The organism is Amycolatopsis sp. NPDC051061, assembly GCF_040682935.1.
Taxonomy (GTDB): Bacteria; Actinomycetota; Actinomycetes; order Mycobacteriales; family Pseudonocardiaceae; genus Amycolatopsis.
This window is the reverse complement of sequence record NZ_JBFBBZ010000001.1, coordinates 203179-220059: the sequence shown is the minus strand read 5'-3', so window position 1 is coordinate 220059 and position 16881 is coordinate 203179. Positions and strand designations below refer to the sequence as shown.

General features: G+C 69.8%; 19 protein-coding genes. 5 read left to right on the top strand and 14 right to left on the bottom strand.

Annotation, left to right across the window (positions count from 1 at the left end; all coding sequences use genetic code 11):
* Positions 1 to 21 precede the first annotated feature (21 nt).
* Positions 22 to 576, top strand: coding sequence for a cysteine hydrolase family protein (locus AB0N03_RS01070; protein ID WP_364363368.1), 555 nt, complete (start codon positions 22 to 24; stop codon positions 574 to 576).
* On the opposite strand, the gene AB0N03_RS01065 is transcribed toward AB0N03_RS01070, so the two are convergent.
* The 3 genes from AB0N03_RS01065 to AB0N03_RS01055 all read right to left on the bottom strand — a co-directional run bounded on the left by AB0N03_RS01065 (position 569) and on the right by AB0N03_RS01055 (position 3771).
* Positions 569 to 2587, bottom strand: a complete 2019-nt coding sequence (locus tag AB0N03_RS01065) for a protein meaA (protein WP_364363366.1) — start codon at positions 2585 to 2587, stop codon at positions 569 to 571. The two genes, AB0N03_RS01070 and AB0N03_RS01065, sit on opposite strands and share 8 nt — an antisense overlap.
* A gap of 84 nt (positions 2588 to 2671) precedes the next feature.
* Positions 2672 to 3199 carry a hypothetical protein gene (locus AB0N03_RS01060; RefSeq protein WP_364363363.1) on the bottom strand — a complete coding sequence of 176 codons (528 nt, stop codon included), beginning with the start codon at positions 3197 to 3199 and terminating at the stop codon, positions 2672 to 2674.
* Between the two features lie 65 nt (positions 3200 to 3264).
* Entirely contained in the window at positions 3265 to 3771 is a 507-nt protein-coding gene (locus AB0N03_RS01055; RefSeq protein WP_364363360.1) for a PH domain-containing protein, read from the bottom strand.
* Positions 3772 to 3937: 166 nt separating this feature from the next.
* Between AB0N03_RS01055 and AB0N03_RS01050 the strand changes: the two genes are divergently transcribed.
* Entirely contained in the window at positions 3938 to 4561 is a 624-nt protein-coding gene (locus AB0N03_RS01050; RefSeq protein WP_364363357.1) for a LysE family translocator, read from the top strand.
* On the top strand, positions 4561 to 5184 hold the full coding sequence (locus AB0N03_RS01045; protein ID WP_364363354.1) for a LysE family translocator: 624 nt from the start codon (positions 4561 to 4563) through the stop codon (positions 5182 to 5184). The genes AB0N03_RS01050 and AB0N03_RS01045 overlap by 1 nt, the downstream gene beginning before the upstream one ends.
* On the opposite strand, the gene AB0N03_RS01040 is transcribed toward AB0N03_RS01045, so the two are convergent.
* The 3 genes from AB0N03_RS01040 to AB0N03_RS01030 are packed head-to-tail and all read right to left on the bottom strand — an operon-like array spanning position 5181 to position 7598.
* Positions 5181 to 6371 (bottom strand): alpha/beta fold hydrolase, encoded by a 1191-nt coding sequence (locus tag AB0N03_RS01040; protein ID WP_364363351.1) that lies wholly within the window; start codon positions 6369 to 6371, stop codon positions 5181 to 5183. The two genes, AB0N03_RS01045 and AB0N03_RS01040, sit on opposite strands and share 4 nt — an antisense overlap.
* The gene (locus tag AB0N03_RS01035; RefSeq protein WP_364363349.1) at positions 6368 to 7186 is read right to left on the bottom strand and encodes an ergot alkaloid biosynthesis protein; all 819 of its coding nucleotides are present in this window, start codon (positions 7184 to 7186) and stop codon (positions 6368 to 6370) included. The genes AB0N03_RS01040 and AB0N03_RS01035 overlap by 4 nt, the downstream gene beginning before the upstream one ends.
* The gene (locus AB0N03_RS01030; protein ID WP_364363343.1) at positions 7179 to 7598 is read right to left on the bottom strand and encodes a nuclear transport factor 2 family protein; all 420 of its coding nucleotides are present in this window, start codon (positions 7596 to 7598) and stop codon (positions 7179 to 7181) included. Before AB0N03_RS01030 ends, AB0N03_RS01035 begins: the two co-directional genes overlap by 8 nt.
* Before the next feature lie 93 nt (positions 7599 to 7691).
* Here AB0N03_RS01030 and AB0N03_RS01025 point away from each other — a divergent pair, with 93 nt between their 5' ends.
* Entirely contained in the window at positions 7692 to 8285 is a 594-nt protein-coding gene (locus AB0N03_RS01025; RefSeq protein WP_364363340.1) for a TetR/AcrR family transcriptional regulator, read from the top strand.
* A 62-nt stretch (positions 8286 to 8347) separates the two neighbouring features.
* Here the strand turns inward: AB0N03_RS01025 and murA are convergent, their stop codons facing one another.
* The gene (gene murA, locus AB0N03_RS01020) at positions 8348 to 9622 is read right to left on the bottom strand and encodes a UDP-N-acetylglucosamine 1-carboxyvinyltransferase (RefSeq protein WP_364363337.1); all 1275 of its coding nucleotides are present in this window, start codon (positions 9620 to 9622) and stop codon (positions 8348 to 8350) included.
* A 61-nt stretch (positions 9623 to 9683) separates the two neighbouring features.
* On the opposite strand from murA, the gene AB0N03_RS01015 reads away from it, so the two are divergent.
* A complete protein-coding gene (locus AB0N03_RS01015) occupies positions 9684 to 10256 on the top strand; it encodes a cob(I)yrinic acid a,c-diamide adenosyltransferase (RefSeq protein WP_364363334.1) in 573 nt (190 codons plus the stop codon).
* Here AB0N03_RS01015 and aroA read toward each other — a convergent pair.
* The 7 genes from aroA to atpA form a co-directional block, all read right to left on the bottom strand.
* Complete coding sequence (gene aroA, locus AB0N03_RS01010; RefSeq protein ID WP_364363331.1) at positions 10253 to 11491, bottom strand: 3-phosphoshikimate 1-carboxyvinyltransferase; 1239 nt, start codon at positions 11489 to 11491, stop codon at positions 10253 to 10255. The genes AB0N03_RS01015 and aroA overlap by 4 nt on opposite strands.
* A gap of 10 nt (positions 11492 to 11501) precedes the next feature.
* Positions 11502 to 11822: a putative quinol monooxygenase gene (locus tag AB0N03_RS01005; protein ID WP_364363328.1), complete on the bottom strand. Its 321-nt coding sequence runs from the start codon at positions 11820 to 11822 to the stop codon at positions 11502 to 11504.
* Between the two features lie 57 nt (positions 11823 to 11879).
* Positions 11880 to 12314, bottom strand: a complete 435-nt coding sequence (locus AB0N03_RS01000; RefSeq protein WP_364363326.1) for a DUF2550 domain-containing protein — start codon at positions 12312 to 12314, stop codon at positions 11880 to 11882.
* 25 nt (positions 12315 to 12339) lie between these two features.
* Positions 12340 to 12705 carry a F0F1 ATP synthase subunit epsilon gene (locus AB0N03_RS00995; RefSeq protein WP_364363324.1) on the bottom strand — a complete coding sequence of 122 codons (366 nt, stop codon included), beginning with the start codon at positions 12703 to 12705 and terminating at the stop codon, positions 12340 to 12342.
* Positions 12706 to 12819: 114 nt separating this feature from the next.
* Positions 12820 to 14247 carry a F0F1 ATP synthase subunit beta gene (atpD, locus tag AB0N03_RS00990; protein WP_364363321.1) on the bottom strand — a complete coding sequence of 476 codons (1428 nt, stop codon included), beginning with the start codon at positions 14245 to 14247 and terminating at the stop codon, positions 12820 to 12822.
* Positions 14247 to 15191: a F0F1 ATP synthase subunit gamma gene (locus AB0N03_RS00985; RefSeq protein ID WP_364363318.1), complete on the bottom strand. Its 945-nt coding sequence runs from the start codon at positions 15189 to 15191 to the stop codon at positions 14247 to 14249. The genes atpD and AB0N03_RS00985 overlap by 1 nt, the downstream gene beginning before the upstream one ends.
* Positions 15192 to 15202: 11 nt before the next feature.
* Entirely contained in the window at positions 15203 to 16843 is a 1641-nt protein-coding gene (gene atpA / locus AB0N03_RS00980) for a F0F1 ATP synthase subunit alpha (protein ID WP_364363315.1), read from the bottom strand.
* Positions 16844 to 16881: the final 38 nt, after the last annotated feature.

Here is a 16881-nt window from a genome sequence, read left to right as displayed (position 1 = left end):
AAGGCCGCGAAACTCGACGTCATGACCGAAACGGCACTCATCCTGATCGACGTCCAGCGCGGGTTCGACGAGCCCGGCTGGGGCCCGCGCAACAACCCCGGCGCGGAGGCGAACATGAAGGCACTGCTCGACGCGTGGCAGGAGCGGCGGCGGCCGGTCGTGCTGGTGCACCACGACTCCGTCAAGCCGGACTCGCCGCTGCGGCCCAGGCAGCCGGGCAACGACTTCAAGCCCGAACTCGACGGCGCGCGCCCGGACCTGGTGTTCGGCAAGCAGGTCAACTCGGCGTTCATCGGCGACGTCGACCTCGACGCGTGGCTGCGCAAGCGCGGCATCACGAGCTTCGTCCTGGCCGGCATCCAGACGAACTTCTGCTGCGAAACCACCGCGCGGATGGGCGGGAACCTCGGCTACGACGTGACTTTCGCGCTCGACGCGACATTCACGTTCGACCTGCCGGGCGTCGACGGCGACGTCGTCACGGCCGACGAGCTGTACCGCGTCACGGCGGCGAACCTGCAGAACCAGTTCGCCACCGTGAAGTCCACGAAGGAGATCCTCGCGGACCTCAGCTGAGGTCGTGGCGCTCCCGGATGAGCGAGACGATGCCGTCCATGATGCCGGTCAGCTCGTAGTCCTTCGGCGTGAACACGCGGGCGATGCCGCGCTCGGTCAGCAGCGCGGCGTCGTCCGGCGGGATGATGCCGCCGACGATCACCGGGACGTCGCCGGCGCCCGCGGCGCGCAGGCCGTCGACGACGTGCGGGACGACCTCCAAGTGCGAACCGGAGAGCACCGACAGCCCGACGACGTGCACGCCCTCCTGCACGGCGGCCGCGACGATCTGCTCGGGCGTCAGCCGGATGCCCTGGTAGACGACCTCGAAGCCGACGTCGCGCGCCCGGACGGCGACCTGCTCGGCGCCGTTGGAGTGCCCGTCGAGGCCCGGCTTGCCGACCAGGATCCGCAGCCGCTCGCCGAGTTCGGCTTCGGTTTCCCGGACCCGCGAGCGGACGCGTTCGATCCCCGGGTCGCCCCCGCCGCCCACCGCGGCCGCGGAAACCCCGGTGGGCGCCCGGTATTCGCCGAACACCTCGCGCAGCGCGCCGGACCACTCGCCGGTGGTCACGCCGGCCCGCGCACAGTCCACAGTGGCCTCGAAGAGGTTTTCCGTGGTCTGCGCGCGTTCCTTCAGAACGGCCAGGGACCGCTCGACGGCGGCGTCGTCGCGCTGGGTGCGCCACTCCTCGATCGCGGTGACGGCGGCCTTCTCGACGGCGGGATCGATCGTCTCGATCGCCTTCGCGCCCTCGGCCTGCAGCGGCGACGGCTCGGTCGTCTCGAACTTGTTGACGCCGACCAGCACGCGCTCGCCGTTTTCCATCCCCCGGCGGTACTCGGCGAGCGACCCCACGAGCTGCGACTTCATGTAGCCGCTCTCGACGGCGGCCACCGCGCCGCCGAGGTCCTGCACGCGGGCGATCTCCTCGCGCGCACCGGCCATGATCTCGTCGACCTTGGCCTGGATGACGTGCGAGCCGTCGAAGATGTCCTCGTACTCCAGCAGGTCGGTCTCGAACGCGAGCACCTGCTGCATCCGCAGCGCCCATTGCTGGTCCCACGGCCGGGGCAGGCCGAGCGCCTCGTTCCAGGCGGGCAGCTGGATCGCGCGGGCGCGGGCGCCGCGCGAAAGCGACACCGCGAGCATCTCGAGCACGATCCGCTGGACGTTGTTCTCCGGCTGGGCTTCGGTGAGGCCCAGCGAGTTGACCTGGACGCCGTAGCGCAAGCGGCGCGCCTTCGGATCCGTTACGCCATAACGGTCTCTCGTGATTTCGTCCCAGAGCGCGGTGAACGCGCGCATCTTGGCCATCTCCTCGACGAACCGGACGCCGGCGTTGACGAAGAACGAGATCCGCGCGACGACCTTGGCCATGTCGGCCGAGTCGACCTGCCCGGAGTCACGGACGGCGTCGAGCACGGCGATCGCGGTGCACAGCGCGTAGGCGACCTCCTGCGTCGGCGTCGCGCCGGCTTCCTGCAGGTGGTAGCTGCAGATGTTGATCGGGTTCCACTTCGGCACGTGGTGCACGGTCCACGCGATCATGTCGGTGATCAGCCGCAGGCTCGGCCCCGGCGGGAAGATGTAGGTCCCGCGGGACAGGTACTCCTTGATGATGTCGTTCTGCGTGGTGCCGGTGAGCTTCGCGAGCACCTCGTCGACGTCACGGCCCTCGGCCTCGGCCTGCTCGCGCGCCACGGAGACGTACAGCGCCAGCAGCCACATGGCGGGCGCGTTGATCGTCATCGACGTGTTGGCTTCGGCGAGCGGGATGCCGTCGAAGAGCCGTCGCATGTCGCCGATGTGCGACACGGGCACGCCGACCTTGCCGACCTCACCGCGGGACAGCTGGTGGTCCGGGTCGTAGCCGGTCTGCGTGGGCAGGTCGAAGGCGACCGAGAGGCCGGTCTGGCCCTTCGCGAGGTTGCGCCGGTAGAGCTCGTTCGACGCGGCGGCCGAGGAGTGCCCGGCGTAGGTCCGCATCACCCACGGTCGGTCTCGCTCGCGGTCCGTTGGGTACGGCACTGGGCACCTCCGGCGGTGGACGTTTCGTGGAGTGTACCGATCGGTAACTTATGGTGGCAGTGGAATCGGACACGTCCGGGTGACTCAGTCCGCGGTTTGCGCCGCCTCGATCAGCTCACGGATCCGCTCGGGCTCCGCCACGGCGACGAACTTGAGCGGGCTCCGCCGGCCCTGGAACCGCACCGGCACGGAATAGCCGAGGATGTCGAGGACCAGGTCGGGGTCGGTGAACGTGAGCGTGGCGAGACCGCCCCGGCCGAGCCAGGTGATCGACGGCGGGTACGCACCCAGGTCCGCCGCGGTGAGGATGCGGCCCGACACGCGGTCGGCCACCAGGACCCGCTGATCGGTCACCGCGTACACCGAGCGCCGGGCCGCCCACATCCGCGTGAGCACCACCCCCCAGGCGCCCGCGAAAGTCAGGACCGCCACGATCACGTTGACGAACGGAAGTTCCCGGGCCGGAATGGGCTCCACCAAGGCGAAAAATCCCGCCGCCACCGTGCCGGCGGCGGGGAGGAACCACTCGATTCCCGTCGGGGCCACCCGCTGCGGCTGCCCCGACCACACCAGTCTTTCCCCCGGCAGCAAAGCGATGAACGGCTCGTACACGACGCCCTCCCCAGCAGTGTTTGCGGTGGTGACGCCCGGGACGGCCGTTCCGGTTGCCCGGACGTTCAGGCGGCTTCGGGCGCCTGCCGGGCCTTCGCCTCGTCGATGGCCTTGGTGAGCAGGTCGCGGACGCGCTTGGGTTCGCCGACACCCATCAGCGTCACCGAGCCGGACTCCGCGAAGGTGAGGGTGCCGGCGCGCGACGGCCCCGGCTTGAGGACCGGCGCCGAGAGGCCGGCCAGCTCGCTCGCACGTTCCTTCTGACGGAACAGCCCCGACCGCGCGATGATCCGGCTGTCGGTCACGGCGTACGTAGTGCGCCCGAGCGCGAAGTACCGGACGGCCGACCGGCCGACGGCGCCGTACAAACCGATCACCAGCACCACGACGACGGCGGCCATGGCGCCCCCGCTGGGCTGCTTCGCGAGCAGGAACCAGAGCGCGGCGACGGCGACGACGAGGCCGGCAGGGGCGATCACCCCGTCCGCGGCGACGTACAGCGGGCGCTGGACCGGCTCCCCCGCCCACAGCACGCGCTCACCGGGTAGAAGATCGATTTCCCCTGCTGACATGGCCGAACACTACTCTGCGCAGGCCTCCCCCGCCGAGCCTCGAACGCACCGCACGTGTTCGTGCACCCTCCGTGCGTGGTCGATCGCGGAGCGTGGGCGACGTCGCGAGCGGTGTGACGGAAATCCGCGAGACCTGACCGATACCCGTCGATTAGCGTGGGCAGCCGTGACGTGGAGTGCTTACGGAAGTTACCTGCTCATCGTGATCCTCATCGTGCTCGCGCCGGGACCGGACACGATGGTGATGCTGAAGAACGCGCTGTCCGGCGGGTTCCGCGGCGGGCTGCTCGCCTCGCTGGGCATCTTCGCCGGCAACGCCGTGCAGGGCAGTGCCGCGGCGCTCGGGCTCGGCGTCCTCATCGCCCGGTCGCAGCCGGTGTTCCTCGCGCTCAAGTGGGTCGGCGCGGCCTACCTCGTCTTCCTCGGCTTCCAGGCGCTGCGCGGGGCGTTCCGCGGGAACTACGACGTCGTCGAGCAGGTCCAGCGGCGACGCGGCGGGGGCTTCCGGCGGTTCCGCGAAGGGCTCCTCTCCAACATCACGAACCCGAAGGTGCTGGTGCTGTACCTGTCCGTGCTGCCGCAGTTCCTGACGGCCGAGTCGAGCATCGGGGACTCGCTGGTGCTGGCCTACACCGTCGCGGTGCTCGGCGGGCTGTGGCTGCTGGTGCTGCTGGTGTTCGTGCACCGCGTCCGCGCGTGGCTGGGCCGCCGCCGGGTGCGCCGTACGCTGGACGGCGTCACCGGCACCGCGCTGCTCGGCTTCGGCGCCGCACTGGCCTTGGAGTCCTGATGACGTGGAGCACCTACGCGGCTTTCGCCGGGATGATGGCGTTCCTGGCCATGATGCCGGGCCCGGACACGATGGTCGTGCTGAAGAACGCGCTGACCGGCGGCGCCCGGGGCGGCGGCTGGGCGTGCGCCGGGATCAGCGTCGCGAACTTCCTGCAGGGTACGGCGGCCGCGCTCGGGCTGGGTGCGGTGATCACGCGCTACCAGCCGGTGTTCGAGACGGTGAAGTGGCTGGGCGCGGCTTACCTGGTGTTCCTGGGCATCCAGGCTTTGCGGGGTGCTTGGCGCGGCGACTACGAGGCTCTGGACGACGTCCGCCGGGCGCGGGCCTCGCGCAGCCGGCGGTTCCGCGAGGGGTTCCTCTCCAACATCACCAACCCGAAGGTGATCGTGCTGTACCTGTCGGTGCTGCCGCAGTTCCTCACTCCCGCCTCGACGTTCGGCGATTCGCTGCTGCTCGCGTACACGGTCGCGGCGCTGGGTGTGGTGTGGCAGGTGGTGTTGCTGTTCTTCGTGCACCGGGTCCGCGGGTGGCTGGAGCGCCGCCGGGTGCGCCGCGCGATGGACGGCGCGACCGGGACGGCCTTGGTGGGCTTCGGCGCGGCACTGGCCCTCGAAGGTTAGAGCGTCCGGTCCAGCCAGTCGTAGATCCGGCCGGCCGCGAGCCGTTGGGCGCCGACGTGGCAGTGCGCGTCCGCGCCCTCTTCCGCCGTGAACGTCATCAGCGTCTTCGGTGCGTTCAGGTGGTCGTAGAGCCGGCGCGGCTCGGTTTCGGTGTCCCCGGCGAAGAACAGGTCGTCCGCCGCTTCGCACACCAGCGTCGGGCACGCGATCTTCTCCGCGACGCCGTTCTCCAGCGTGTATTCGAGGTACTTCGCGATGAACTCGCGGTCCGTCGCCGCGCCCAGCACGTAACGGCCGTGGTCGCAGGCCCAGCGCAGGGTCGAACTCGCCTCGCGGCCGGCGGCGAGGATCGCGTCGAACTCCGCGTCCTCCGGAGCCTGCGCCCGGCGGACGATCTCGTCACGCGGCCACGGCAGCAGCGAAGTCACCGCCGACCCTGCGTCGTACACCCCGTCGACCGCGACGACCGCCGCCAGGCGTGACTCGAACGCCGCCGCGCGCGGGGCGAGCAGGCCGCCGAGGCTGATGCCGAGCAGCGCCACGCGCGAAGCATCCACGCCGTCGAGTCCCAGCGCGAAGTCCACCACCGGCGTGACGACGTGCTCCCAGTCCGGCCGGAACACGAGCTTGTCACGCCGGATCGCGCTCGGCTGGCCCGGGCCGTCGAACGTCAAGACGTGGTAGCCGCGCTCGGCGCCGGCCGCCGCGCCCATGAAGTGGCATTCCTCGGCGCTGCCGTCGAAACCGCTGTGCATGATCAGCAGCGGCTTCGGTCCGTCGCCCGGCGCGCGGTAGAAGTAGCCCTGCAGAACCGTTCCGTCGTAAGGGATTCCGACCGGTTCCGCGACGCCCGCGCGCCGGAAGCACTCGACGCTGCGGTCGTACGCCGCCGCGATCCGCGGGTCCGCCGGGTCGCCGTGCAGGAAGAACTCCGCCGAGAAGTAGTACGTCGACGCGCGCAGCAGCAGGTCCCGCGCGGTGCTGGGCCCGGCGCCGGCGGCCTCGGCGTACAGCCGGTCGGCCAGGGCGCGGTAGGCGTCGTGCCAGCTGTCGTAGTCGCCGGCCGTCACGGTCGACGCGGCCGCGACCACCTCGCCGAAGTCCGAGCCGCCGTAGGACGAGTGACCGAACAGGCGCAGCGTCTCGAACCAGAACTGCGGGTCTTCGGTGAACATGAGCTGCTTCATCGGATCTCTTCCTCCACAAAGGTTTCGAACGGGCGGGCGGGCCGGCCGGTGACCGCTTCGACGGCCGGCGTGACGCGGTCTTCGGTGCCGCGCCGGATGTCCTCGTCGAGCGCCGCGAGCACCGCGGAGAACTCGGCGGGAATCCCGGACGCGGTCACGCGAGCCGCGAATTCGGCGGTGCTCACCGCGCGGTGCCGCACGGGACGGCCGGTGTGCGCGGCGATGATCGACGCGGCCTCGGCGTAGCTCACCGCCGACGGGCCGGTCAAGACGTGTTCGGTGTTGTGCGGTTCGGAATCGGTCAGCGCGCGGACGGCGACCGCCGCGATGTCGCCGGCGTCGACGAACGCGACCCGGGCGTCCCCGGTGGCCGTGACGATCTCGCCGTCCCGCACGCCTTGGGCGACCAGGTGCTCGCCGGTGAAGTTCTGCATGAACCAGGACGGCCGCAGCACGGCCCACTCCGGCGCCGCGCGCACCAGCCGCTGCAGGTCGCCGAGCCCGGGCGTGTCCGCCGTAACGGCCGACGAGCTGAGCAGGACGACCCGGCGGACGCCCGCGGTCAGCGCGTCGTCCAGGAAGGGCTCGACCAGGCCCGCCGGTGAAGCCGCGCCGATCGGCGCCAGCAGGTACACCGCTGCGACGTCGAGCAGCGCGGCGGCGTGGGTCGCGCGGTCGGCCCAGTCGAACCGGACCTGCCCGGGCTCGCCCGGCTTGCGGGTGGCGGCCCGCGCCGTGACGCCGCGAGCGCGCAGGCCCGCGACGACCCGGCGCCCGGTGGTGCCGGTGCCGCCGAGGACCAGGACGTCAGCCACCGAAGGCCGCCGTCAGCTCGTCGACGCCGCCGAGGAGCTCCGCCGCGGCGAGCGGGCTCCAGTAGTCGCGGTAGTGGCGGATCTCGCCGTCTTCGACGGTGATCACGGCGATGTACGAAAGCTCGTACGGCTTCCGCGACGCGACGACGACACCCGCGACCGTCATCTCCACGACGACCACGGCCGGATCCGCGGTCTCGTGCACGGTCTCGGCGGTGATCTCCCGGACGTCGAGCAGGTTCGGATAGTCGCGCAGGTACTCGCGGATCGCGTCGCGGCCTTCGACGCGCGGCGGGTAGCCGGGAGCGGCGAACGGGAACTCGAGGACGCCGTCCGTGGCCCAGAGGTCCGCGAACCCGGTCATGTCGTGCTTCAGCAGCAGATCGAGCGCGTGCTCCACGAAGTCGCGCATCGCAGCCTCCTTGAACGGTTGGACGAGACGGTACCGTCCCGACGTAACTGTAGACGGGACGGTACCGTCCCGTCCACCCGCTACACTGCGCTCATGGCACGCACCCCGACCGGCGCCGCGGTCCTCCAGCCCGAGGTCACGCAGGCGATCAGCGAAGCCGTCATGTGGGAACTCGCCGAACAGGGCTACGGGCGGTTGTCGATGGAAGCGGTGGCGAAACGCGCCGGCGTCGGCAAGAGCGCGCTGTACCGGCGGTGGGTGTCGAAGGACCACATGATCGCGTCCGTGGTGACGGAGTTCAGCGTGACCCGCGCGGCGGAGGCCGACACGGGCACTCTTCGCGGAGACCTGCGCGAGACGATGCAGGCCCTGATCGACTGGCTCACGCACCCGCTGTTCTCGCGGATCCTGCCGGACCTGGTCGCGGAGGACGCCCGCAACCCGGACCACGGCCGCGGCTTGCGCGAGGCCATCGGCGGCCCCCGCCGCGAGGTCGGCGAGGCGATGCTGCGCCGCGCGATCACCCGCGGCGAGCTACCGGCGGACCTGGACATGGAACTGGCGCTCGACGTCCTGGCGGCGCCGATCTACTGGCGCCTGGTGGTCCGCCTCGCGGAAGCGGAACCGGACTACGTGGATCGCCTGGTGGAGTTCGCCCTGCGCGCACTCGGCGCCCGGGAGATGTGAAACGCCATGAAAGGCACCCTCATGGCGCTCAAGTCCATGAGGGTGCCCTTCATGGCATTCGGCTAGGTGCGGGCCGGTTCGCCGCTGACGCGCTCGATGTTGGCGCCCAGGCGGTTCAGGTTCTCCACGAAGTGCGGGTAGCCGCGGTCGATGTGGAAGACGTCCCAGACCTCGGTGACGCCGTCCGCGCACAGGCCCGCCAGCACCAGCCCGGCGCCCGCGCGGATGTCGGACGCCCAGACCGGCGCGCTCGACAGCGTCTTGACGCCGCGGACCACCGCGTGGTGACCGTCCGTGCGCGCGTCGCCGGAGAGACGGACCATCTCTTCGATGAAGCGAAAGCGTGCCTCGTAGACGTTTTCGGTGATCATCGACGTGCCCTCGGACACCGCCGAGAGCGCCACCGCGAACGGCTGCAGGTCGGTCGCGAAGCCGGGATACGGCAGCGTCACCCAGTCGACCGCCTTCGGGCGCTCGGGCTGGACCACGCGGAAGCCCTTGTCGCCGAACGTCTCGACGTCCGCGCCGGCCAGCTGCAGCTTGTTCAGCACCAGGTCGAGGTGGTGCGGGTTGACGCCGCGGACCGTGATGTCGCCGCGGGTCATCGACGCCGCGAACGCCCAGGTCGCGCCGACGATCCGGTCGCCGATCACGCGGTGCTCGGTCGGGTGCAGCTGCTCCACGCCGTGCACGGTCAGCGTCGACGTCCCGGCGCCCTCGATCTTCGCGCCCATCTCGGTGAGCATCGTGCAGATGTCGACGATCTCGGGCTCGCGCGCGCAGTTGTCGATGACCGTGGTGCCCTCGGCCAGCACGGCCGCCATCAGGATGTTCTCGGTCGCGCCGACGCTCGGGAAATCGAGCCAGATCTGCGCGCCGACCAGCGTCTCGGCCTTCGCGACGACGCAGCCGTGCTCGATCGTGCTCGTCGCGCCCAGCTTGCGCAGGCCGTTCTGGTGCATGTCCAGCGGGCGCGAGCCGATGGCGTCGCCGCCCGGCAGCGCGACGACGGCCTGCTTCAGCCGCCCGACCAGCGGGCCCAGCACGCAGACGGACGCGCGCAGCTTGCCCATCGCGGCCGAGTCCGCGCGGTGCGACAGCTCGGCCGGCGTCGTGATGGTGGCCGTGTCGCCCTCGATGACGACCTCGCACCCGACGCTGCGCAGCACGTCGCCCATCAGCGGGACGTCCAGGATCTGCGGGCAGTTCGTGATGGTCGTGGTGCCCTCGGCCAGCAGGGCCGCGGCCATCAGCTTCAGCACGCTGTTCTTCGCGCCGACCACGTCGACCTCGCCGACCAGCCGGGCTCCGCCATGCACGTCGAAGTGCTCGCTCATGGCCGCCAATCATGCCCGCTCGCCCGGATTCGGCCCGGGCGGGGGCCGCTATGGTGGGTTCATGGTCGTTCGCATCAACCGCGTCTACACGAAGGTCGGCGACAGCGGCACGACCGCGCTCGGCGACGGGTCCCGCGTGCCGAAGACGTCCCCGCGCCTGGGGGCGTACGCGGACACGGACGAGACGAACTCGGTGCTGGGCCTGGCGATCGCGATGGGCGCGCTGCCGGCCGAGGTCGCGGACGTCCTGCGTGCGGTGCAGAACGATCTCTTCGACGTCGGCGCGGATCTGTGTCTGCCGATTTCCGACGACCCGCCGTACCCGCCGCTGCGGATCACGGAGAAGTACGTCGAACGGCTCGAAGGCTGGTGCGACGAGTTCAACGAGCGGCTGCCGAAGCTGACGTCGTTCATCCTGCCCGGCGGCACCCCGGGAGCGGCGTTCCTGCACCAGGCGCGCACGGTGTCGCGGCGGGCGGAGAGGTCGGCTTGGGAGTTGTACGAGGCGGAGCCTGAGACGACGAACCCGGTGGCGCTGAAGTACCTGAACCGGCTGTCGGATTTGTTGTTCATCCTCGCGCGGCTGGCGAACCCCGAGGGTGACGTGCTGTGGCAGCCGGGTGGGCAGCCCTAGATTCCCCAGCTCTCCCGCAGCGCCCCCAGCGCCTGGTGGAACCCCGGGAACGTCTTCTTCACGCACTCCGGGTCGTCCAGCGTGATGCCGGACGTCCGCAAGCCCGTGATGCTGAACGCCATCGCGATCCGGTGGTCCCGGCGGCACTTCACCAGCGCCCCGGTCGGCGCCCCCGGCTGGATCTCGATCCAATCCCGGCCGGTCTCGACGGCGACGCCCATCGCGCGCAGGTTCTCCTCGCAGGCGTCCAGGCGGTCGCACTCCTTGATGCGCGTGTTGTAGACGTCTTCGATGCGCACCGGGCCCGAAGCGAACGGCGCGATCGCCGCCAGCGTCGGGACCGTGTCCGAGATGTCGCGCATGTTCACCGTGACCCCGCGCAGGCCGTCCGACGGGCCCGCGACCGTCACCGAGTCCTCGGCCAGCTCGACGTGCGCGCCCATCTGCTCCAGGACGTCGACGAAACGCACGTCACCCTGCAAAGCCGACGACCCCAGACCCGGGATCGTCACCGTACGGCCGGTGACCGCCGCCGCGGCCAGGAAGTAGCTGGCCGTCGACGCGTCCGGCTCCACCGGGTACTCGCAGGCCTGGTACGGCTGCGGCGGGACGACGAACGTCTTCCCCTCACGACGGACGTCCACCCCGAACTGCCGCATCATCGAAAGCGTGATCTCGACGTACGGCACCGAGACCAGGTCCGTCACCGTGATCCGCAGTCCCTCCGCGGTCAGCGGCCCGAGCAGCAGCAACGCCGTCAGGAACTGGGACGACAACCCCGCGTCCAGGGTCAGCGAGCCGCCTTTGACACCGTTCGCGCGGATCGTCAGCGGGTGGTGCCCCGGCTCGCCCTCGAAGGTCAGGTCGACGCCCAGCTCCCGCAGCGCGTCGGTCAGCGGGCCGAGCGGGCGCCGGCGCATCTGGTCGGACGCGTCGAAGTGGAACGTGCCGGTGCCGGTCGCGGCCAGCGCGGGCAGGAAACGGGCCGTCGTGGCGCCGTCGCGGCAGAAGACGTCCGCCTCGGCGACACCGGGGCCGGCGGGACGACCCTCGATCGCCCACGCGCCCGGCTGCCGGTCGACGCGGTAACCGAGCTTGACGAGCCCCTCGGCGAAACCCTCGGTGTCGTCCGAGTGCAGCGGACGGCCGAGGGTCGTGGTGCCGTGCGCGGCGGCGGCCAGGAACAGGCCGCGAGCGGTGACGGACTTGGAGCCGGGGATCTCGACGAGAGTCACGAACCCCAGTTTAGTGCGGCGAGATCTCGGCCATCGGGCCCCAGTCGGAGGCGTCCTGGACGTTGATGATCCGCGGGTTGTCGGAGATGTACGCGCCCAGGTTCGCGACCGCCCACTTGAAGTGGTCGGAACCGACGTGCGCGACCGCGGCGTCCTGGCCCTCGAAGCCTTCGACCAGCACGTACGTGTTCTTGTCGTCGAGACTGCGGGACCACTCGAAGAACCGGTTGCCCGCCTCGCCTCGGGTGTTCTTCGTGTAGTCGGCGACGATGTCCGGCCAGGAGTCCGCGAACTCCGGCTTCACCGGGAACTTGACCACGATGAAAATCATGAACCCACGATAAGCCAGCTCGGCGACGATGGCTGTCTCGGTTTGAGACAAACAGGGTCAGGAAGCGCGCGGAAGACGTCGCCCGGGCGGGGCGGATTCGAGCCACGAGAGAAACCCCGTGAGCGCGCCCGGCCCCATGGCGATCTCGATCGCCTCCTGGGTCTCCGACTCGCAGCGCAGCACGGTCGAGCCCTCGGGAACGGCGTAGGCCTCGGTCCCGGACGGGTCGCGCCGGTCGGCGATCTGCATGCTTTCGCGCTGGAAGACGCGGTCCGGGCCGGTCCGCAGGCTCCACACGCGGTACCAGACGAACTCGTCGCCCTCGTAGCGGCCCAGCCCGAGGTGCCAGCTGGACCGCGCGCTGTCCGGACGCCACCGCAGCGCGACGCTCACGCCGCCGCCGCGGCGCATCCGGATCCACCGCTGGCCGTACCAGGCGACCAGCACGGCGAGCACGATCAGGAGCCCGGCTACCACCACGGTGATCGTCACGGCCCGGCTCCTGCCCGTCTCCCGCTCAGGCCGACTGGCCTGCCGCGCGGAGCTGGGCCGTGGCCCTCGTCCGCTCGGTCTCGTCGTCGGCGTCCAGTGCCGCCTTCGCCGCGTTGACGTCGATTTCGTCGGAGAGCTCGGCGCTCTCGGCGAGGATGCTCACCCCGGTGCCGGTCACGGAGAGGAAACCGCCGTGGACGGCCGCACAGACCGTCTCACCGTCGGTGGTCGTCACCTTGACCACGCCACCCTCGACGAGCTGCCCGAGCACGGGTTCGTGGCCGGCCATGATGCCGATCTCACCCTCGGTGGTCTGCGCCACCACGAAAGTGGCGGTACCCGACCAGAGACGGCGCTCGACAGCCACCAGCTCCACGGACATCTCGGCCACGTAGCACTCCTTAACTCCGGGTGTTGCCACCGAGTGTAATAGGTCTGTATCCCGGTATGAGAACGGCGGGGGCCCGAGTCCACATAGGACACTGCCCCCGCCGCCCTCAGAACATCACTTCTTGGTGATTTCCTTGTACTTCTTCTCGAGGTCCTCGAGGCCACCGATGCCCAGGAACGCCTGCTCCGGGTAGTGGTCGAAGTCACCCTTCGAGATGCGGTCGAACGACTCGATGGTCTCCGAAAGCGGCACCGTCGAGCCCGGGATCTGCGTGAACGCCTCGGCGACCAGCATGTTCTGCGACAGGAACCGCTCGATGCGGCGCGCGCGCTGAACGGTCAGCTTGTCCTCTTCCGAGAGCTCGTCCATGCCGAGGATCGCGATGATGTCCTGCAGTTCCTTGTACTTCTGCAGGATCCGGATGACCTCGGAAGCCACGCGGTAGTGGTCCTCACCGACGATGGCCGGGTCGAGGATCGTCGACGTCGACGCCAGCGGGTCCACCGCCGGGAAGATGCCCTTCTGGAAGACCCCACGCGAGAGCTCGGTGGTGGCGTCCAGGTGGGCGAACGTCGCGGCCGGGGCCGGGTCGGTGTAGTCGTCCGCGGGGACGTAGATCGCCTGCATCGAGGTGATCGACCGGCCTCGGGTCGAGGTGATCCGCTCCTGCAGCTGGCCCATCTCGTCGGCCAGCGTCGGCTGGTAACCCACGGCCGAAGGCATGCGGCCCAGCAGGGTCGACACCTCGGAACCGGCCTGGGTGAACCGGAAGATGTTGTCGATGAACAGCAGCACGTCCTGGTTCTGCACATCGCGGAAGTACTCCGCCATGGTCAGCGCGGACAGGGCGACGCGCATGCGGGTGCCCGGCGGCTCGTCCATCTGGCCGAACACGAGGGCGGTGTCGTTGATGACGCCGTCTTCGCTCATCTCCAGGAAGAGGTCGTTGCCCTCACGGGTGCGCTCGCCGACCCCGGCGAACACCGACGTACCACCGAAGTTCCGGGCGACCCGGGTGATCATCTCCTTGATGAGCACCGTCTTGCCGACGCCGGCCCCGCCGAAGAGGCCGATCTTGCCACCCTGGACGTACGGGGTGAGCAGGTCGACGACCTTCAGGCCGGTCTCCAGCATCTCCGTCTTGCCCTCGAGCTGGTCGAAGGACGGCGGGTTGCGGTGGATGCCCCAGCGCTCGAGGTCGTCGCCGTAGCCGGGCTCGTCGAGGCACTCGCCGAGCGCGTTGTAGACGTGGCCCTTGACCTTGTCGCCCACCGGCACGGTGATCGGGCCGCCGGTGTCGGTGACCGCGGCGCCCCGGACCAGGCCGTCCTGCGGCTGGAGCGAGATGGTGCGGACGAGGTTGTCACCCAGGTGGGAAGCGACCTCGAGCGTCACGGTCTTGCGCAGCTGCTCGAACTCGATCTCGACCTTGAGCGCGTTGAACTGGTCGGGCACGGAACCGCGCGGGAACTCGACGTCGACGACCGGACCGGTCACCGACACGATGCGCCCCTTGGCGCGCGGGGCTTCAGTACTGGTCATCAATCATCACTTCCTGCTGCGGTGAGCGCGTTCGCGCCACCGACGATTTCGGAGATCTCCTGGGTGATCTGCGCCTGGCGGGCCTGGTTCATCTCCCGGGTCAGGTTGCCGACCAGCTCGTTCGCGTTGTCCGACGCGGCCTTCATCGCCGTCCGGCGGGCGGCCAGCTCGGACGCCGCGGACTCGAGCATGGCCGCGTAGAGCCGCGTGTTGATGTACTTCGGCAGGAGCGCGTCCAGCAGCTTGTCGGCACTCGGCTCGAACTCGTAGCTGGGGAGCAGCTCGCCCGCGGGCTTCTGCTCCTCCTCGCCGTCGGTGTACTCGACCTCGAGCGGCGCGACGCGCTTGGCGACCGGCCGCTGGGTCAGCATCGACACGAACTCGGTGTAGACGATGTGGATCTCGTCGACACCCTCGACGCCGTCGGCGTTGCCGTGCTCGTCGTCGACGCCGGCCATGAACGACTGGACGAGGGCCTCGCCGGCCGTGACCGCGGCGGCGTAGGTCGGCTGGTCGGAGAAGCCCGTCCAGCTGTCCTGGACCGGGCGGTCGCGGAACCGGTAGTAGTTCAGGCCCTTGTTGCCGGCGACGTAGATCTGGGCTTCCTTGCCCTCGGAGCGGAGCAGGGAAAGCAGCTCTTCGGTCGCCCGCAGCACGTTCGAGTTGTACCCACCGGCCTGGCCCTTGTCACTGGTCACGACCAGGACCGCGGCACGCTTCGGGTTCGGGCGCTCGACCAGCATGGGGTGGTCGAGGTTGGCCGCCGCACCGGCCAGCGCCGAGAGCACCTTGGTGATCTCGTCCGCGTACGGCCGGGAAGCGGCGACCTTCGCCCGCGCCTTGGTGATGCGCGCGGTGGCGATGAGCTCCATCGCCTTGGTGATCTTGCCGATCGACTTGGTCGCCTTGATGCGCGACCGGAGTTCCCGGAGTTGTGCGGCCATGAGCTATCAGCTCACTTCTTCGGGGCGGGCTTGTTGACCTTGACGGTCTCGTGCCCGACCTTGTCGGCGTCCATGGCGTCGGCGTCCGCCTCGACGAGGGACTTGCCCTCGGACGTGGTGAACTCCTTCTTGAACTCGTTGACCGCGTTGACCACGTTCTCCCGGGTCTCCTCGGGGAACTTGCCGGTCTCGCGGATGCTGTCGAGCAGATCCGCGTGCTTGCGCCGGGCCGAGTCGAGGAACTCGTGGTTGAAGCGGCGGACGTCCTCGGTCGGGACCGAGTCGTAGTGGCCGTTCGTGCCCAGGTACACCGTGAGGACCTGCTCCTCGACCGGGACTGGCGAGTACTGCGGCTGCTTGAGCACCTCGTACAGCCGGGCACCGCGCTCGAGCTGCGCCTTCGACGCGTCGTCGAGGTCCGAGGCGAAGGCGGCGAACGCCTCCAGCTCGCGGTACTGCGACAGGTCGATCCGGAGCGAGCCCGCGACGTCCTTCATCGCCTTGACCTGCGCGGCACCACCCACGCGGGACACCGAGATGCCCACGTCGATGGCCGGGCGCTGGCCGGCGTTGAACAGGTCCGACTGGAAGAAGCACTGGCCGTCGGTGATCGAGATGACGTTCGTCGGGATGTAGGCCGACACGTCGTTGGCCTTCGTCTCGATGATCGGCAGCCCGGTCAGCGAGCCGGCACCCAGCTCGTCCGAGAGCTTCGCGCACCGCTCCAGCAGGCGGGAGTGCAAGTAGAAGACGTCGCCCGGGAAGGCTTCACGGCCCGGCGGGCGGCGCAGCAGCAGCGAGATCGCGCGGTAGGCGTCGGCCTGCTTGGTCAGGTCGTCGAACACGATGAGGACGTGCTTGCCCTCGAACATCCAGTGCTGGCCGATGGCCGAACCGGTGTACGGCGCGATCCACTTGAAGCCGGCGGAGTCCGAAGCCGGCGCGGCGACGATGGTGGTGTACTCCATCGCGCCCGCGTCCTCGAGGGACTTCTTGACCGCGGCGATCGTGGAGCCCTTCTGGCCGATCGCGACGTAGATGCAGCGGACCTGCTTCTTCTCGTCGCCGGTCTCCCAGTTGGCCTTCTGGTTGATGATCGTGTCCACCGCGACGGCCGTCTTGCCCGTCTTGCGGTCACCGATGATCAGCTGGCGCTGGCCGCGGCCGATCGGGGTCATCGCGTCGATGGCGGTGATGCCGGTCTGCAGCGGCTCCGACACCGGCTGGCGCTCGACCACCGAAGCGGCCTTGACCTCCAGCGGGCGGCGGTCGGTGGTCTCGATCTCGCCGAGGCCGTCGATGGGGGCGCCCAGCGGGTTGACGACGCGGCCGAGGTAGCCGTCGCCGACCGGCACCGACAGGACCTGACCGGTGCGCTTGACCTGCTGGCCCTCTTCGATGCTTTCGAAGTCGCCGAGGATCGTGGCACCGATGGAGCGCGCGTCCAGGTTCAGTGCGACGCCGAGGACGCCGCCGGGGAACTCGAGGAGCTCGTTGGCCATGGCCGAAGGAAGGCCTTCGACGTGGGCGATACCGTCGCCCGCGTCGATCACGGTGCCAACTTCTTCCCGGCTCACGTCCGGGGCGTAACTCGAGACGTAGTTCTCGATCGCGCTACGGATCTCATCCGAGGAGATCGTCAGCTCGGCCATGTCTTTCCCGCTCTCGCTTCGTTCTTGCCAGTATGCAA

Bases quoted from the DNA above. Each gene is read 5' to 3' on its own strand.
- AB0N03_RS01030 (WP_364363343.1), bottom strand. From the start codon at position 7,598: ATGCGCGACTTCGTGGAGCACGCGCTCGATCTGCTGCTGAAGCACGAC.
- AB0N03_RS01025 (WP_364363340.1), top strand. From the start codon at position 7,692: ATGGCACGCACCCCGACCGGCGCCGCGGTCCTCCAGCCCGAGGTCACG.
- atpD (WP_364363321.1), bottom strand. From the start codon at position 14,247: ATGACCAGTACTGAAGCCCCGCGCGCCAAGGGGCGCATCGTGTCGGTG.
- atpA (WP_364363315.1), bottom strand. From the start codon at position 16,843: ATGGCCGAGCTGACGATCTCCTCGGATGAGATCCGTAGCGCGATCGAG.
- AB0N03_RS00985 (WP_364363318.1), bottom strand. From the start codon at position 15,191: ATGGCCGCACAACTCCGGGAACTCCGGTCGCGCATCAAGGCGACCAAG.
- AB0N03_RS01055 (WP_364363360.1), bottom strand. From the start codon at position 3,771: ATGTCAGCAGGGGAAATCGATCTTCTACCCGGTGAGCGCGTGCTGTGG.
- AB0N03_RS01015 (WP_364363334.1), top strand. From the start codon at position 9,684: ATGGTCGTTCGCATCAACCGCGTCTACACGAAGGTCGGCGACAGCGGC.
- AB0N03_RS01045 (WP_364363354.1), top strand. From the start codon at position 4,561: ATGACGTGGAGCACCTACGCGGCTTTCGCCGGGATGATGGCGTTCCTG.
- murA (WP_364363337.1), bottom strand. From the start codon at position 9,622: ATGAGCGAGCACTTCGACGTGCATGGCGGAGCCCGGCTGGTCGGCGAG.
- AB0N03_RS01070 (WP_364363368.1), top strand. From the start codon at position 22: ATGACCGAAACGGCACTCATCCTGATCGACGTCCAGCGCGGGTTCGAC.
- AB0N03_RS01040 (WP_364363351.1), bottom strand. From the start codon at position 6,371: ATGAAGCAGCTCATGTTCACCGAAGACCCGCAGTTCTGGTTCGAGACG.
- AB0N03_RS01005 (WP_364363328.1), bottom strand. From the start codon at position 11,822: ATGATTTTCATCGTGGTCAAGTTCCCGGTGAAGCCGGAGTTCGCGGAC.